Annotated in this window: 15 protein-coding genes and 2 CRISPR repeat arrays (1 of these 17 cut by a window edge); of the genes, 1 reads left to right on the top strand and 14 read right to left on the bottom strand. The window is 54.1% G+C overall.

All coding sequences use genetic code 11. The features are described from left to right. A CRISPR array of direct repeats spans positions 1 to 1883; the repeat unit is 36 nt; unit sequence GTGCCTCTACCTCTGATGCCGTAAGGCGTTGAGCAC; it reaches 1410 nt to the left of the window's first position. Between the two features lie 34 nt (positions 1884 to 1917). The 9 genes from RHJ02_RS02295 to RHJ02_RS02255 all read right to left on the bottom strand — a co-directional run bounded on the left by RHJ02_RS02295 (position 1918) and on the right by RHJ02_RS02255 (position 12942). Next, positions 1918 to 3057, bottom strand: coding sequence for a glycosyltransferase (locus RHJ02_RS02295; protein WP_310800411.1), 1140 nt, complete (start codon positions 3055 to 3057; stop codon positions 1918 to 1920). A gap of 13 nt (positions 3058 to 3070) precedes the next feature. Further along, positions 3071 to 3286: a regulatory protein SipA gene (sipA, locus tag RHJ02_RS02290; protein ID WP_302677217.1), complete on the bottom strand. Its 216-nt coding sequence runs from the start codon at positions 3284 to 3286 to the stop codon at positions 3071 to 3073. 92 nt (positions 3287 to 3378) lie between these two features. Next, the gene (locus tag RHJ02_RS02285; RefSeq protein WP_302678739.1) at positions 3379 to 3753 is read right to left on the bottom strand and encodes a cytochrome c; all 375 of its coding nucleotides are present in this window, start codon (positions 3751 to 3753) and stop codon (positions 3379 to 3381) included. A gap of 125 nt (positions 3754 to 3878) precedes the next feature. Then, entirely contained in the window at positions 3879 to 5210 is a 1332-nt protein-coding gene (locus RHJ02_RS02280) for a four-carbon acid sugar kinase family protein (protein ID WP_310800410.1), read from the bottom strand. A gap of 241 nt (positions 5211 to 5451) precedes the next feature. Next, a complete protein-coding gene (gene metH, locus RHJ02_RS02275; protein ID WP_310800409.1) occupies positions 5452 to 9003 on the bottom strand; it encodes a methionine synthase in 3552 nt (1183 codons plus the stop codon). A 217-nt stretch (positions 9004 to 9220) separates the two neighbouring features. Then, positions 9221 to 10240: direct repeats of the CRISPR family, unit length 36 nt; unit sequence GTTTCCATTTAATCTACTTCCCCGAAGGGAAGCAAG. Positions 10241 to 10434: 194 nt separating this feature from the next. Beyond that, positions 10435 to 11058 carry a lysozyme gene (locus RHJ02_RS02270; RefSeq protein WP_399364952.1) on the bottom strand — a complete coding sequence of 208 codons (624 nt, stop codon included), beginning with the start codon at positions 11056 to 11058 and terminating at the stop codon, positions 10435 to 10437. 55 nt (positions 11059 to 11113) lie between these two features. Further along, positions 11114 to 11776: an SDR family oxidoreductase gene (locus RHJ02_RS02265; RefSeq protein WP_310800408.1), complete on the bottom strand. Its 663-nt coding sequence runs from the start codon at positions 11774 to 11776 to the stop codon at positions 11114 to 11116. A 30-nt stretch (positions 11777 to 11806) separates the two neighbouring features. Next, positions 11807 to 12322: a hypothetical protein gene (locus RHJ02_RS02260; protein WP_310453206.1), complete on the bottom strand. Its 516-nt coding sequence runs from the start codon at positions 12320 to 12322 to the stop codon at positions 11807 to 11809. After that, complete coding sequence (locus RHJ02_RS02255; protein WP_302678735.1) at positions 12322 to 12942, bottom strand: flavin prenyltransferase UbiX; 621 nt, start codon at positions 12940 to 12942, stop codon at positions 12322 to 12324. Before RHJ02_RS02255 ends, RHJ02_RS02260 begins: the two co-directional genes overlap by 1 nt. A 103-nt stretch (positions 12943 to 13045) precedes the next feature. Here RHJ02_RS02255 and RHJ02_RS02250 point away from each other — a divergent pair, with 103 nt between their 5' ends. Further along, positions 13046 to 13552, top strand: a complete 507-nt coding sequence (locus RHJ02_RS02250; protein ID WP_206200891.1) for a hypothetical protein — start codon at positions 13046 to 13048, stop codon at positions 13550 to 13552. Here the strand turns inward: RHJ02_RS02250 and RHJ02_RS02245 are convergent. The 5 genes from RHJ02_RS02245 to RHJ02_RS02225 form a co-directional block, all read right to left on the bottom strand. Further along, entirely contained in the window at positions 13549 to 14472 is a 924-nt protein-coding gene (locus RHJ02_RS02245; protein WP_206200890.1) for a polysaccharide deacetylase family protein, read from the bottom strand. The genes RHJ02_RS02250 and RHJ02_RS02245 overlap by 4 nt on opposite strands. A 24-nt stretch (positions 14473 to 14496) precedes the next feature. Further along, positions 14497 to 15384, bottom strand: coding sequence for a glycine--tRNA ligase subunit alpha (gene glyQ / locus RHJ02_RS02240; protein ID WP_206200889.1), 888 nt, complete (start codon positions 15382 to 15384; stop codon positions 14497 to 14499). Positions 15385 to 15388: 4 nt separating this feature from the next. Further along, entirely contained in the window at positions 15389 to 16099 is a 711-nt protein-coding gene (gene cysH / locus RHJ02_RS02235) for a phosphoadenosine phosphosulfate reductase (protein ID WP_255521485.1), read from the bottom strand. A gap of 116 nt (positions 16100 to 16215) precedes the next feature. Next, on the bottom strand, positions 16216 to 16410 hold the full coding sequence (locus tag RHJ02_RS02230; RefSeq protein WP_206200887.1) for a hypothetical protein: 195 nt from the start codon (positions 16408 to 16410) through the stop codon (positions 16216 to 16218). 3 nt (positions 16411 to 16413) lie between these two features. Further along, a complete protein-coding gene (locus RHJ02_RS02225; RefSeq protein WP_310743310.1) occupies positions 16414 to 16689 on the bottom strand; it encodes a DUF2887 domain-containing protein in 276 nt (91 codons plus the stop codon).

Here is a 16689-nt window from a genome sequence, read left to right as displayed (position 1 = left end):
GACGTGCCTCTACCTCTGATGCCGTAAGGCGTTGAGCACACGCGGGATAAAGGTCTTTCCCGCAAACTAAAGGTGCCTCTACCTCTGATGCCGTAAGGCGTTGAGCACAGTAGTACAAGGTGGCAGAACTTTCTAGAGTTACGGTGCCTCTACCTCTGATGCCGTAAGGCGTTGAGCACCTATTAATAACATTTTGATCTAAATTTACGTTAATGTGCCTCTACCTCTGATGCCGTAAGGCGTTGAGCACACGTCACGGCCGATTTCCGTGACAACCTGACTGTGGTGCCTCTACCTCTGATGCCGTAAGGCGTTGAGCACCATCTCGATCGCATAGCTCTTTGCTGTAACTGGCAGTGTGCCTCTACCTCTGATGCCGTAAGGCGTTGAGCACTACCCCGCTAAAAACTCCCGCTCGGCACACGCCAAGGTGCCTCTACCTCTGATGCCGTAAGGCGTTGAGCACAGCATGGCATTAAACTGCTCTTTTTTTATTTCGTGTGCCTCTACCTCTGATGCCGTAAGGCGTTGAGCACACAGTGGATCGGGCGGTAGTTCTAGCGCGTCTGGTGCCTCTACCTCTGATGCCGTAAGGCGTTGAGCACTTATCAAAACAACCAAACATTGAGAAAGACATTTGTGCCTCTACCTCTGATGCCGTAAGGCGTTGAGCACCCCTTGTGCAGGCATTATTATGGTTGAGATTAAATCGTGCCTCTACCTCTGATGCCGTAAGGCGTTGAGCACGGGCTCTGCGGGGTGTTTAGTTACGCCCCACCAAGTGCCTCTACCTCTGATGCCGTAAGGCGTTGAGCACTAGGTGGCCTCGTAAATATATTTTTTAAGACCCGTCGTGCCTCTACCTCTGATGCCGTAAGGCGTTGAGCACTGGATAAGCGCTTACATTCTGAAATCCCTAGGGTTGTGCCTCTACCTCTGATGCCGTAAGGCGTTGAGCACCCCAAGAAGGATAAGGAAAGGGATGTTCGCCCCAGACTGTGCCTCTACCTCTGATGCCGTAAGGCGTTGAGCACTAATGAGCCTAACCCCCCCCCTAACCCCTACTAGGGTGCCTCTACCTCTGATGCCGTAAGGCGTTGAGCACAACAGTTGCAACATCTGCGGTTTTAATTTGCTCTCGTGCCTCTACCTCTGATGCCGTAAGGCGTTGAGCACGGCTATAATGGAACCATTCCCCATTCCCCTAACCCCGTGCCTCTACCTCTGATGCCGTAAGGCGTTGAGCACACATGGCTGTGGCGACGGATTTTTCCTGTGGTTCCTGGTGCCTCTACCTCTGATGCCGTAAGGCGTTGAGCACTCATCCTTGGCCTTCTTGGTCTTGGGCGTCATCCTGTGCCTCTACCTCTGATGCCGTAAGGCGTTGAGCACATGAGCTTAACCCCTAGCCCCTAGGGGTAGCGTGTGCCTCTACCTCTGATGCCGTAAGGCGTTGAGCACCCCAAAACAATCTGCCCATGACCGTGCCTCTTCGTGCCTCTACCTCTGATGCCGTAAGGCGTTGAGCACGAGTTGCTGGTAGAACATTTGGCAGTGTTTTGAAGTGCCTCTACCTCTGATGCCGTAAGGCGTTGAGCACTCGAGTTCTGTACTGAACCATGCCCGCAGATTTAAGTGCCTCTACCTCTGATGCCGTAAGGCGTTGAGCACAGCATCGGCAGATTAATCGACAAGGCACTATCATGTGCCTCTACCTCTGATGCCGTAAGGCGTTGAGCACCAACCCTTACAGAATTAGGCTAGGCTTTAGAAAGCCAGTGCCTCTACCTCTGATGCCGTAAGGCGTTGAGCACCTTGCAAGGGTTAACGGCGATGCGGGATGGGATGTGCCTCTACCTCTGATGCCGTAAGGCGTTGAGCACTGGATTCGCTCGGCAGCAGGGGCGGGAACTCGCATCACCCTTGATTTGCCGATGCCGTCAACAGTTGTTGCAGGTAGGTCTGCGCAGGGGAATAGTCAGGGTTAAATTCAAGGGTCTTTTGAAAATAGGCGATGGCGCGATCGCGCTCCTGAAGGGTCATGTAGGTAAAACCTAGACTATAGGCAGGTTGGGTGGTCATCCACTGGCGATCGAAGGGTTCAGCGCGATCGTAGGTTCCCTGCTCAAAGAGTTCTAAACAGCGGTGAAAGTAGGGCAAGGCTCCGCGATGCAAGCCCAATTCAAAGATGAGTAACCCCGCCACATAGAGTAGGGGCGGATAGCGATCAAAGAAGCGTAGGCCATAGCTGAGGTAATACTGAGCCGTTTCGTAGTCCTTGGCCTCAAAGGCACGGTAGCTCACCCAAAAAAGAAGATGGCGCAGCCAAGTCGTCTCCTGAGGCAGAATTCCCTGTGCCACGGCAGGGGCAATTTGCTCAAGGGCTTGTTCATACCAAGCTTGGGCGCGATCGCCATCGCCACAGGCGGCATAGTGATCCCCAAGACACACCAAGTTTTGCAGTCGGCGATCGCCCTGCTGCACCATTTTTTCGAGGATGGGAATATTGCGATCGCGAAGCTTTGCCAGAAACTGATCTGGCGTCTGTTGGTTGTGGTGAATGAGATAGACCCCCTGCAACTGACCCACCACCGCTGGGCGTTCGCGGTAATAGAGTTGCTCATGGAGTGCCCCGGCAAAGTGAAGATCAGGAAAACGGCGGCCAAAGCGGACATTCCAAAACTCACTCCAGTTGCGATCGCTCGCCTGTTCACGGCGCAGCAGACTCCACTGATTGATAGCATCCCCACTTGCAGCGCTCAACTGGTCTCGCCATTGGGGATCTGTAACCACCAATTCTTCATCGGCATCAATGTAAAAGACCCACTCCCCGCTTGCATGGGCTAGGGAGGCATTGCGGGCGGCAGCAAAATCTGCTTGCCAGACAACGGCGTGGACATGGGGGGTAAACTCGCGGGCAATGGCGATCGTCCCATCGGTGGAACCCGTGTCCACAACAATGATTTCATCCACCCAAGGCTGCACCGACTGCAAGCAGCGCCGTAATTGATGGGCTTCGTTTTTGACAATCATGCACAGAGACAGCAGCGGAGCCATAGCAGCGAAGGCACTACAGCCGTTTGAGATACTTGGCTTCCAGCAAAAAGGCACCCCGCGCTAGGCGCACGACCCAATAGTTCCCCGGTTGCTGGCCGAGGATCACCCCCTCTTCACCGAGGGTGAGGATACTGGCGGGACGCAACATTGGCATTGGCTCCGCTGTTTTCACATAGGGGGGCAGTTCCACAAGGCGAACGCGATCGCCCACCGCAAAGGCTTCTTCCATTCCCACCAAAAAATGCTCGAAATGCGTAATTCTGGTAGCACAATTTTCAATTTAATATACTGGTTTCGCCTGTGAGATTTTTGTCAAAAGTTTTAGAGTGTCTTCAAGTAGCTTAATAGGTCGGCCATGTCTTGGGGTTGGGCTTGAAACTTGGGCATGGGAGGGGTATCGCCGCTAATAATTTGCTGGATGAGCTTTGCTTGCGATCGGCGGTGGCTAATCTGCACAAGGCTAGGACCCACTTCGCCCTTGCCATCAATGCCATGACAAGCCGCACAGTTGAGAATAAAAATTTGCTCGCCGCGACTCGGATCGCCCACCGCTGCTCGTACCGATTGAATGTAGGGATCCCGCAGGGGCAATAGCAGAGAAACCCCCCAACCGCCACCCACCACCAGCACGACCAAGACAGGCAGCAGCCAGCGCCATACCGTTGATCGAACCCCAACTGTGTTGACTAAACTCATTCACTTATCGGGAAAGATTAAAAATTGTTTATTATTGTTACAACTGCATTCTAAACCCTGAGCTCAGCGAGATTCAAGCCACTAAGTAAAAATTCCTAGACAAAAGCAAGGGCTTGAGCTATCCACTAAGGACTGTGAAAGCGACGATACACCATGCGCAATGCCTCGCGATCGCCGACATTGCCGGGGAACAGCACCACTGGTAATTCGGGAAAACGGGGATGATCAGCACCTGTGCGCACCACGGAGCAGCCGGGAATCACTTGCCCCAAGAGGCGAACGGTGGCTAGGTTTAACCCTTTGCTGAGGACATCGTTGGAGGTGATGCCCCCCTTGCTGATCAGATAGCGCAAATCGGCGGGTAACTGTTGAACAATTGCCATCAGCACTTCCGAGACTCGCTGCCCAAAGGCTAACCGTGTCGCTGCATCCGCGAAGGTGAGTTCCTCACGACTGGTAAAGATGACGGGGGTTTTCTCACTGGCGATCGCCTGATCCACTGCCGCCAAGACTTCGTTGATAATGTCAGGTTCAGCCGCCCCACTGTCGCGCAATCGAGCCACGGGCACTTCAATGGGAAACACATCGGGTTCCTCCAGCAAAGCGGTCAGTTGTTCAGTGGTTTTGCGCACGTGGGAACCCACCAAAATCGCACCATAGCGGCCAGGGCGGCAATAGGTGGCCATTGCCTCTGGGGGGGTGGGCTGGGGCGGCAGCTGCGCTAAGGCCGTGAGCAAACTGGCAGCACTGCGGAACAAAAAGCGTTTTCCTTGGCTGGCAAGCTCAAGCACTGCTGCTGCAAACTGGTCTAAATCCTCTTGGCTCTCGGCATCCACCACCCCGCAGACATTGCCTTGTAACTGACTCAAGCGGCTGCGCAGGGTCTCTGGATTGCGCACATCGGCAAGGACAAAACGCTCTACGGCTGCGGCGGGGATGCGCCCTTGGGTCTTTTCGGCCACATAGTCGGGTAAGTAGCTGTGGTGATAGCCAAAGACGGAATCGCGGGCAAACTCCGTTTCATGAACGGGCACCGGCTGACCTGCAACAAGCAGATAGTGCTGGCTATCACGGGTAATGCGCCCCCCCTCTAAAAAGGCAGGCACCAGAAAATGGGCATCAAAGGGTCCCAGTTCAGCGGCAATCACATCGGTTTCCAGAGGATAGTGGCCGCGGAGGGTGGAGTCGGAACGGCTGACAACCATGTAATCGGTGGTGCCGGTTTGGGCGATCGCCGCCTTCAAATGACAGCAAACGGTGCGCGTGACCTCCGCTGCGATTTCTGGTGGCAAAGCACGGGTATTGGTGAGGATAAAGAAAATGGGCACAGGATCGGTGAGGCCACGACAGAGGGTATCCACATCCCAGCGGGTCAACAGCAGGCAACTGTGAACTGTCTGCGAACCGGTGGGGTCATCATCTAGAACAATCATTTTTGGGCGCGTCACCGAGGGCATCTCCGACACTCTTTCGTTTGCAGTTTATCATTGGGGCGATCGCGACAGTTCTTTTCTAAAACATGGGGTACCTAGGGTGATAAGAATTCTTGAGAACTCTTGAAAAATCCGATCTGGTTGCTCCCTATGAATGCTGAATATGTTGTCAATGGATTATTGGGTGCCTGTTTAGGGGATGCCCTTGGTGTACCCATGGCACCGTCTTTTGAATGATTAGTTTTAGCACGAAGAAAGCTGAGGCTTAGACGCTGAAATACTTGGCGGTGGGATGGTAGCAGATGATCGCCGTGGTGGATTGCTCAGGGTAGAGTTGTTCACTCTCGTCCATATACATCCCCATGCGATCGCTCTCGAGGAGTCGCAGTTGCGTATATTGATCCTGCATATTGGGGCAGGCAGGATAGCCAAAGCTATAGCGGGAGCCTTGGTAGCGCTGGGCAAGAATATCGCGAATCGACTCTGGATCGGGAGTGCAGCCCAATTCACGGCGAATGCGGGCATGACACCACTCTGCGAGGGCTTCCGCCGTTTGCACCGCCATGCCGTGGAAGTAGAGGTAGTCACTGTATTGATTGGCCGCAAATAGCTCCTGCGCCACTTGGGTAGCAATTTCACCAACGGTCACCGCTTGCATGGGAAAGACATCAATGATGCCCGATGCCACAGGGGCAAAAAAGTCGGCAATACAGAGGCGGCGGCCACTCTTTTGACGAGGGAAGGTAAACTGGGCGATCGCCCGCTCAGGGATGCAGGCACTTTTGTCACCAACCCGCTGCGGATCGTAGATATAGACCGTGTTACCCTCACTTTGGCAGGGGAAGTAGCCATAAATCAGTTCAGGATGGAGTAGGTTTTCCGCAAGGATGCGCTGTTTCCACTCCTCAAGGATGGGATAGACCTTCTCGGCAAGGAAAGCATCATAGGTGGTACGGTCTTGATCCTTGGGTTTGCGAAACTGCCACTGACCCGCAATCAGGGCTTGGAGATCCAGATAGGCAAAGACCTCAGAAAGGGGAATCTGATCCGCCTTGAGGTGACGAATGCCCCAGAAGGGGGGTGTGGGGCGGGGAATCTCCACCGCAACAGCTTCAGAACGGCGTGTATCTACTACTTCTGGCGTTTCGGGTTCAGTCACCGAGGGGGGTTCGGGGGCGATCGCCGGTGTGGCCTCTGCCTCTGGGGGAGAGACCGTTGTGCCATCCAAAAATCCTTGGCGATCGTCCCACTGCCCTGCGGCCTTTGCCCGCATCAACCGATCCATAAAGTGCAAATCGGCAAAGGCATCCTTGCCGTAGATCACTTGACCGTGGTAGGTGGCGCGGCAATCCTCGTAGACAAATTTGGGTGTGAGGGCCGCCCCCCCCAGAATCACGGGAACGGTAATGCCTCGCTCATTAAAGACCTCCAGATTCTCCTTCATAAAGGCGGTGGATTTCACCAAGAGGCCACTCATGGCAATGCAGTCTGCCTGATGCGCCTCATAGGCTTGGATGATATTTTCAACGGGTTGCTTAATCCCCAAGTTAATCACCCGATAGCCATTGTTGGTGAGGATAATATCCACCAAGTTTTTGCCAATATCATGGACATCCCCCTTCACCGTGGCAATCACAACCGTGCCCTTGGCGGTGTCCCCCGTGGCAGATTTCTCCATAAAGGGTTCGAGGTAGGCGACGGCGGCCTTCATCGTTTCTGCGGACTGCAAAACAAAGGGCAGTTGCATCTGCCCAGCGCCAAAGCGTTCACCCACCACCTTCATGCCATCGAGCAAGAAGGTATTGATAATTTCAAGGGGAGCATAGGTTTCAAGGGCTTTGGCGAGGGTGTCCTCCAGCCCCAGGCGATCGCCATCAATAATGTGGCGCTTTAGCCGCTCCTCAATGGGCAGGTTCTCCACCTGCGAGCGATCCGGTTGGGTGGTTTTGCCCTCAAAGAGGCGGGTCAGTTCCGCAAGGGGGTCATAGACACACACGTCCCCCTCAAATCGCCGCCGATCATAGATCAGATCACGGCACACTTCTTGGTGCTCTGGCTCAATTTTCGCCAAGGGCAGAATCTTGGCAGCACTGACAATGGCAGCATCCATGCCCGCCTGCATCGCCTCATGGAGAAACATCGAGTTCAGGACTTGGCGAGCCGCTGGGTTCAAACCAAAGGAGATATTCGAGACCCCCAGCAAAATATGACAGCCGGGGAGTTCAGCGCGGATACGGCGAATGGCGGCAATGGTTTCCCGACCGTTGACCCGATCCTCCTCAATCCCTGTGGAAATCGGCAGTGCCAAAGGGTCAAAGAAAATCTCGTAGGGGGGAATGCCGTAGTCAAGGGCGGCTTTATAAGCCCGTTCAGCAATGGCAAACTTTTTCTCAGCCGTTCGTGCCATTCCCTCTTCATCAATCGTGCCGACCACAACGCCAGCGCCATAGGTTTTCGCCAGTTCCAAAACTTTGTAAAAGCGGGGTTCACCATCCTCGAAGTTGGTGGAGTTGAGCAGGCATTTGCCCCCCGCCACCTTTAGCCCCGCTTCCATCTTTTGCCACTCCGTAGAGTCAAGCATCAGGGGCAGGGTGACATTGGTAACCAACCGCGACACCAACTCGTGCATATCCCGCACGCCATCGCGCCCCACATAGTCCACGTTGACATCAAGGATGTGGGCACCTTCACGCACTTGGGCACGGGCAAGGGCAACGAGGCCATCCCAGTCTTCGGCATTGAGGAGATCGCGGCATTTTTTCGAGCCACTGGCATTGAGCCGCTCACCAATGATCAGGAAGGAATTCTCTTGGTCGTAGGGCTGCGGGCTGTAGATCGAGGCAGCCGCGGGAATCCGTTGGGGCGATCGCGCCTTGGGGGTCAGGGTGGCAGCAATTTCGGCAAGGGCAGCAATGTGATCCGGTCGAGTGCCGCAACAGCCGCCAATCACTTGCACCCCAAAGTCCTCGACAAAGCGGGTGAGGGCTAGCCGCAGTTCCATCGGTGTTAATTTGTAGTAGGCACAACCACCAATGTTCTCAGGCAAGCCGGCGTTGGGAATGCAGGAAATCACAAAGGGGGAGTGCTGCGAGAGGTAGCGGATATGCTCCGTCATCAGGTCAGGCCCTGTGGCGCAGTTGAGTCCCAAAATATCAATGGGATAGGGTTCCAGAATCGTCAGGGCAGCACCAATTTCCGAGCCAACCAGCATCGTGCCCTGCTGCTCCATCGTCACGGAGACCATGAGAGGGCGGCGTTCTCCCCGCTCTCGAAAGACGGCCATTACTCCATTGAGTGCCGCCTTGATTTGCAGCACGTCTTGGCAGGTTTCAATAATAAATAGGTCAACCCCGCCATCAAAGAGACCCGCCGCTTGTTCGCGAAAAGCTGTGTAGAGGGTGTCGTAGTCGATGTGGCCAAGGGTGGGGAGTTTGGTACCAGGCCCCATTGAGCCAGCGACAAAGCGGGGTTTTTCGGGGGTGCTAAATTCAGCGGCCACGGACTTGGCCAGTTCGGCGGCTTTCTTGCTAATTTCGTAGGCGCGATCGCCCAAATTGTATTCACTGAGAACAACGGAGGAGGCTCCAAAGGTATTTGTTTCAATGACATCGGCGCCTGCTGCCAAAAAGTCCCGATGCACCTTGGCCACCGCCTCTGGCTTGCTGATGACCAAGTATTCATTGCAGCCTTCGTACGCCTTGCCCCCAAAGTCCTCTGCCGTCAGGTTTTGCGCCTGAAGATTCGTGCCCATTGCGCCATCAAAGACAATGACGCGCCGCGGTTCTGCATGGAGATACTCAAGAAACGACATAGACATCCACCAAGGCCAGCCGATTTGCACCAGAGGGTTTTTCTGATTTTAATCTCTCCGGGAGCGGTACAGCCCTTTGCTCACGGATGGAACTGACAGCTCGGCCTTGACACTTCTTGCGACAAAAAAATTAGGGGTGCAGAAAAAATAGAATTCAACACCCCCCCTTCAAAAAACTGAGTACTCAGCCTGTTTTTGATGACAGTATTTCTCTGTTCTTGTTGTTTCCATTTAATCTACTTCCCCGAAGGGAAGCAAGTAAACATGGAACTAACCTTTTCTCAAATGTATGGCAAGCGTGTTTCCATTTAATCTACTTCCCCGAAGGGAAGCAAGCAAGTGCGCTGGCAAACCGTTTTATTCATATTCACTTCTGCGTTTCCATTTAATCTACTTCCCCGAAGGGAAGCAAGCTGCCAGCCGTTAAGTGGATCGAGTGCGGCAAGCTTTAGTTTCCATTTAATCTACTTCCCCGAAGGGAAGCAAGATGACTTTTTTGGGTGGGATAACTTTTTTCCTGCCCGTTTCCATTTAATCTACTTCCCCGAAGGGAAGCAAGCTGGAGTACAAAATTCTGCCAGCACAGCTTTTGAAATACCTGTTTCCATTTAATCTACTTCCCCGAAGGGAAGCAAGTTGATATCCGCTTGGCATGTGCCGAGCGGGAGTTTTTGTTTCCATTTAATCTACTTCCCCGAAGGGAAGCAAGCTTTAAACTTTAATTAAAAGATTGCCGATCAAAAGACTGTAGTTTCCATTTAATCTACTTCCCCGAAGGGAAGCAAGGAAGTAGGCTAATATTGTAATCTGCTGCAATTTGATTTAAGGTTTCCATTTAATCTACTTCCCCGAAGGGAAGCAAGCTGCGGAAAGTTTTAGTGGACTGTTAAAAAGTCCAGTTTCCATTTAATCTACTTCCCCGAAGGGAAGCAAGGATTATCGAGCAGAATACGTAATAGAACTATACGAAAAGTTGTTTCCATTTAATCTACTTCCCCGAAGGTAAGCAAGACTTAATGCAGCTCCACCTGAGCTGCAAAATTTGTGTTTAAAAATGTTTCCATTTAATCTACTTCCCCGAAGGGAAGCAAGTTAATTGATTATCCAGCATACGCCAGCTTGTTCAGACGTTTCCATTTAATCTACTTCCCCGAAGGGAAGCAAGTTAAAAATGTGGGATAACCAAAGCGAGTTTACTGACTTAACAGTTTCCATTTAATCTACTTCCCCGAAGGGAAGCAAGAGCATCTTCAATATAGCCTCTCCCTGAGCGGATTGCAACCCCCTGTTCCGAGGGATCCCCTGCGAGGGGTGTCAAATCATTTTCTACGAAGCCACTGAAAATACTCAAACCCTCTTCTAGAGCGACTCCGAGGGATTCTACGCAAGAATCAGAAATTGGGGCACTCGAATAGATCCGTCGGCAGAGAAAATTGACTAGCGTAACGCATCCCTCCCCGGAGAGTGTGCAGTCTGGGAGGCGGCTAATTCTTGAGCCAACAGTTGCTGGTAAATCTCTTCGAGGTGGGGTGTGATCAGGTTGCTTTCAAGGCCGTAGCCCAGACTAGTCCACGTATCCGACAGTAGGGCAAAAACTTCCTGTACACGTCCCTCCCGCAAGAGTTGGGGAATATCGGCATTCCAAGCGGCCGGATCTGTCAGCCAGCGATAGACCACCTGATCTTGATACTCTGGGGCAAAGCTATAGCCCTGCCAAAACCAGCTCGGCGGTTGGGGATGATAGCGGGCGGCTTTTTCTTCCCAAGTGGTGGTGAGAAATTGATAGCGGCCTGCGGCGGTGGTACATAGGTGCTGATTGGGACCGCGGCGAATGGGAATACAGCGATCGGGATGCTGGCTGAGGTCTTGGACGTGTTCGCCACCATAGAGCAGGGTGTAGGGATTGGCGTCGTTGGCCTCACTGGCAGAAATGGTGCGCATCAGTGCCCGTACATAGGGATCACCCCCCTGCATGACTAAGGGGGCAATTTGACCCGGCTGCCAGCGGTACCAGTACCACCAGAGGGCACTTGAACGCGACCCAAAAAAGAAATAGCCCATGCCCACTAGAAGAGCGATCGCCAGCAACCAACGGGAAAACCGCACCAACTGATCCTCACACTGCCGCAATTGAGCGGAATAACTCTGGATAGGCGGCTGGGGTTTGATCAGGACGGCTGACCACCTCAAAAATTTTGTTGTAGGCACTCGGCTCGCCCAAGGCTGCCACACAGATTTCCGCCACCCGCGATCGCGCGATAATCCCCTCAAAGAGGGTATCTGCTGGGGCAATGATCGGAAAGCCACCGTCATCGGTTTCCTTCAGACCCCCCGGCCGCACAATCGTGTAAGTTAGACCGCTTTCTTGGAGATAACGTTCTGCCTGCTGCTTCCAATACAAAATCAGCCAAAAAAGATTCAGGGGATGGAAAAATTGCGAGACACACAGCGACGAGACGAGAATAAACTGCTGCACATGGGCAGCTTTGGCGGCATCCACCAGATTCTTGGTGCCCAGATAATCCACACTTAGGGGTTCCAAGGGGTTGAGGCTGGGGCTGGCTCCCGTGGCACAGATGACTGCTTCACACTCTTTGAGCGCCGGGGGCAGCGTCTGCGGTTGGGTCACATCAGCGGTGCGAATCTCTACCGTTGGCCAGCGCCCTTGGGCTTTGGCGGGATTGCGCACAACAGCGATCGCCTGATGCTCAGACGCTTGTAGGGCATTCACAATGCGATGACCCGTGCGACCTGTGGCACCAACCACGGCAACTTTCACAAGCTGTTCCTCCGATGGCAACGCCTTTGATCATAGGGGAATATCCCAGTCTTCTTCATCCTCAGGGGTAGCGTCCTTGGGGGGTGGCGGCGTCAGAATGCGGTATTCGGCATCCACAACCTCTTCTGGGGGTGGCGGGGCTTTGGCGGTGGCTTTGCGGGAAGGGCGATATTGGTACGAGTAGGTCGTGCGGGGGCGATCTTGAATCTCTGGTTCGCGGGGGGCTGGCTCAGGCTCGCTAAACCAATCCTCCACATCGCTGGTATCGATCTCTGGTTCATCCTCCGGCGGACGCATCGAGGCATCCAGTTCTGGTTCAGGGGGTTGCGATCGCGGGGTTGGCCGCGCTACTGGCGCTTCTGCGGTTAGCCAGAGTAAACACTGCCCCGCCACGATTCCTGAGAGGGCTGCCACCACAAGCCAAGCGGCAAGGGGGAGCGCCGGAGTTTGCTGTCCCAAAAAGCGCAGGGAGACCAGCGGCTGCCAATTTTGGACGACCAGTGTACTGAGCAGGGCGATCGCCCCCAGATAAATCCAAGCGCGCATTAGGAAAGGGGTCCTTGCCAACGTTGCAGCGGCACACAATCCAACCCTAACTGATCAAGGGCACGGGCGATGACAAAATCCACCAGATCCTCAATGGTCTGCGGCCGGTGATACCACGCAGGGATGGCGGGTACAATTCGCGCCCCGGCCATTGCCAATTGGGTCAGGTTTTGCAGATGAATGAGACTAAAAGGCGTTTCGCGGGGCACCAGCACCAACGGACGGTGTTCCTTGAGGTGGACATCGGCCACCCGCTCTAGGAGATCCGAACTCAGTCCTGCCGCCAACTTAGCGACCGTACTCATACTACAGGGGAGAATCACCATGCCCAAGGTGCGAAAGGAACCACTGGCGATCGCCGCTGCCACATCCGTGGGTCGGTGACAGGTGAGGGATCCCGTCCAGACTTGGGCTTGTTGGCGCCAAAACAGTTCCTGCTTCTCGGGCTGAATCGGCAGGGTGAGGCCATATTCTGCTTGCCACACCTGGTGCACGGCCTTTGATGCCACTAATTGAATAGGATAGTCCGCCTGTAATAGAAATTTAATGGCACGCACTGCGTAAATGAGACCCGATGCACCCGTTACACCCAAAACAATTGGCAAAGAAGAGGAGGTCACAACCGCGATCACCAAACAAAACCGTTATAAGGTTAACAAAGTTAGGGCAACCGTCCCCTTTTGATGCACTGCAATCCCGCCCAACGCGACTTGGTAAATGCCCATGACAGCGCCTGACCCTGCATTTTCTTCCCCCAGTGAGTGGGCAGCCGTCTCTCCCGAAGTGCTCGGGGAGTTATTTGATGCGGCCTTGTTGGAGGGACTCGTGAGTAGTGAAACCCCAGACATAGAAGCACTGTTTCAGGATTTGACTCCCCTCGATCTCAAACCAGCAGCGGGTGCGATCGCCCCCGAACAGTGGCAACAACTGCAAGCCCAACACCAGCAAATTACCCAGCACCTTGAGGAAACCCTGACCTACCTTGCCAAGGTGAAAGCATTGGCCTACCAGCTTCAGGCCGTAGCCAGTGAGTTTGTGCCCACTCCCAAATACCGCCGCCGCCAACCGCCCCCTCCCCATCCCTTGGAATATCTCACGGCTGAACTCCTGCGGGCGATCGCCCACACCCAAGCCAGTTTAGAACCGGTCTATGAACCCCTCCATCAACTGGGGGAAACCCTCAATGGTACCTCGACGCCACAGATTAGTGAATTTCCCCTAGAGCCTTAGTTAGGGGGCATGCGTGGCGGCTCCAATTGCGGTTCACTGGGGACGGGAGGGGTCGGTATCGGCTCAGGACTGGGCAGGCTTTCTGGGGTGGGAACTGGGCTTGGACTGGGTTTCGGGGTGGCAGTTGGCTCAGGGGTGGGTGTTGGTGTGATTGTCGGTGGAGGCGGAGGTGTTGGTGTTGGTTCAGGCTTCGGCGTGGGGGCTTTAACTGCCAGTTGCAGCAGTTCCGGCACAGTGACAAAGCGATAACCTTTTTGCCGCAGGCGACGAATCAGCGTGGGGAGAGCTTTGCGGGTAGTGGCGCGATCGCCGCCGCCATCGTGGAGCAAAATAATACTACCCGGTTTCACTTCCTTGAGGGTGCGCTCAACAATGTCCGCTGCTGTGGTGTTGGGGCGGGTGTCGTGGGTATCCACCGACCACAGGATGATGGCGTAGTTTTTCGACTTGGCATAATCCACTAGCCCCGTGGTCAGATTGCCCCCCGGTGGCCGAAACAGGCGCGTTTGCGCTTGGCTTTGCTTGGCAATGAGCGCAGAGGTGTTTTCAATTTCTTGCTTGGCGACTTCAGGACCAACGGGCTGATAGGGATGACTCCAACTATGGTTGCCAACGGCATGACCGGCTTTGACAATGTCAGCAATGATATCGGGGTACATGAGGGCGTGCTTACCAATCACAAAAAATGTGGCTTTGACCTCCTCCTCCTTGAGAATTTGCAGCACTTGGCGGGTTGAGGTTCCCCAAGGGCCATCATCAAAGGTCAGCGCCACCACTTTTTCGGGCTTCAAGGGTTTGACTTGAGAGACCAACTGCCCCCAAAACTTGCTAGGACTGAGAAAGCGTGGCACATCCGCTGCTAGCGTTGCCGATGCTGCAAACAAGGCCAAGACCACCGACAGGTACCACTGCCGTCCCATGGATACTCCTTGAGCGATGGTGACTTAGGGGGCGATCGGCGTTGGCTCCTTCAGCAGTGGAAATCCTAGGGCTTCCCGTTGTTGCACATAGGTTTGGGCGACGCGCCGTGCCAAGCCCCGAATGCGACCAATGTAGCGCGTGCGCTCTGCCACCGAAATCACACCACGGGCATCCAGCAGGTTAAAGGTGTGGGAACACTTGAGCACATAATCCAAGCTGGGTAGTACCAACTGCTTTTCCAGAAGCTGCTCCGCCTCCTGCTGGTAGAGACTAAAAAGGGTGAACAATCGTTCCGGATCTGAGGCCTCGAAGTTGTAGGTGGACTGTTCAATTTCCCCTTGCAAATGGACATCGCCATAGGTGAGCGTGGGGTTCCAGCGGATACTGGCGATCGCATCCACCTCCTGGAGGTACATGGTCAACCGTTCCAAGCCATAGGTAATCTCAATGGAGACCGGCCGACAATCTAAGCCACCACACTGCTGGAAATAGGTAAACTGCGTCACCTCCATACCATCGAGCCAGACCTCCCAGCCCACACCCCACGCGCCAACGGCCGCATCCTCCCAGTTGTCTTCAACAAAGCGAATGTCATGCTCTTGGGGGCGAATGCCAAGGGCGCGTAGCGACTCCAAATAGATCTCTTGGATATTCTCAGGGGACGGCTTAATCAGCACTTGGTACTGGTAGTAGTACTGATAGCGGTTGGGATTCTCGCCATAGCGGCCATCTCCGGGTCGGCGACAGGGTTCGACATAGGCCACTGCCCAAGGCTCAGGGCCGAGGGCACGCAAAAAGGTATGGGGGCTTTTGGTACCGGCGCCCTTTTCCACGTCATAGGGCTGGGCAATCAGGCATCCCTGAGCCGCCCAAAACTGGTGCAGTGTGGCAATAACGTCCTGAAAGTACATGGGCTTAGATGTGGATGCCGCACTCGGTTTTGCCCATGCCACGCCAGCGACCTGCCCGTTCGTCTTCCCCTTCGGCTACAGGGGTAGTGAGGGGTTCATCGCCAATGCTGGCATAGCCGCGATCGTGGAGGGGATTGTAAATTACTCCGTGCTCCATCACGTAGGCCCATGTTTGTTTGCGTGTCCAAGCAGCGAGGGGATTAATTTTCAGACGACCCTGCTTGTCCAGTTCCACGTAGGGCATATTGGCGCGGGTAACCGCCTGATCGCGACGCCGTCCCGTAATCCAAGCCACCGTATTGAGTTCTGCTAAGCCCCGTTGCAGTGGTTCAATTTTAGTGAGATGGTGAAACTGCTCAACATTGGTTTCCCAAAGCTTGTCGCCATAGCGAGCAGCAAAGGCCTCACGACTGTCCACATCGGGGGTTTTGTAGGTGCGCAAATCCAGACCATATTTTTCCTTGGCCTGCTGCACAAATTCAAGGGTTTCTGGAAAGTGATGCAGCGTATCCAAAAAGAGAACAGGCACCGGCGGATTGGGGCGTAGATCACGGTAGAGCAAATCTGTAATCATCATGTCATCGACATTAAAGGCACTGGTCTGCACCAGCCCTTGGGGAATTTCAGCCACTGCCCACGCTAGAATTTCACGGGGATGTGCCCCCTCAAAGCGTTGGTTCAGGGCATCGAGGTCAAAGCTTACGGATGCAGCCATAGGAGGTTTTAGCACGGTTTTAGAAAGCATTCTTTAGCTTACCAAAGAATTGGGTCTAAAGCCCCGCCCTGCGACTCGCGATCGCCCCCCTGCCAACAATTTCTCCAACTTTGACACTAGCGAGGCATTGGGTACCCTTCAATCCAAGTCATGCCAGCATTTTTGGAAGTCGCATTATAAGACCACGTTTGCGGGCTGGAGGTCAACACTGCATACCGCCCCGGCGCTACCACAATTTCGGGTTGCACGACCCAATAGTAGCGATTTTCCAGCCGTGCAGGCCATGTGCCCACCACTTGCCGCGTTTCCACATTTCAGAGCATCACTTGTCCAGCAGGGGCACCCCGACCACCGTTCCAGTGATTGGAATAGCCATATAACTCTATTATGACTTTTGGCCTTGGCACTGCCTCTGTGCGAGTTCGCTCTGCCAACAACCGTGCTGCTGTCGGCATTTTTGCTTCGGGTAACACAGTGAGTTGCATCAGCGCTAGGCTCAATGGCAATGTCTCAAGTGACTCCAATTCATTCAGATAGACCCGATGCAGGTGATGACTATTCACCAACACCTCATAGGGTTCAAAGGACAC

Source organism: Thermosynechococcus sp. TG215 (genome assembly GCF_031583455.1).
Classification (GTDB): Bacteria; Cyanobacteriota; Cyanobacteriia; order Thermosynechococcales; family Thermosynechococcaceae; genus Thermosynechococcus.
The sequence above is the reverse complement of the archived record's forward strand: the minus strand, read 5'-3'. Positions and strand labels throughout refer to the sequence as shown.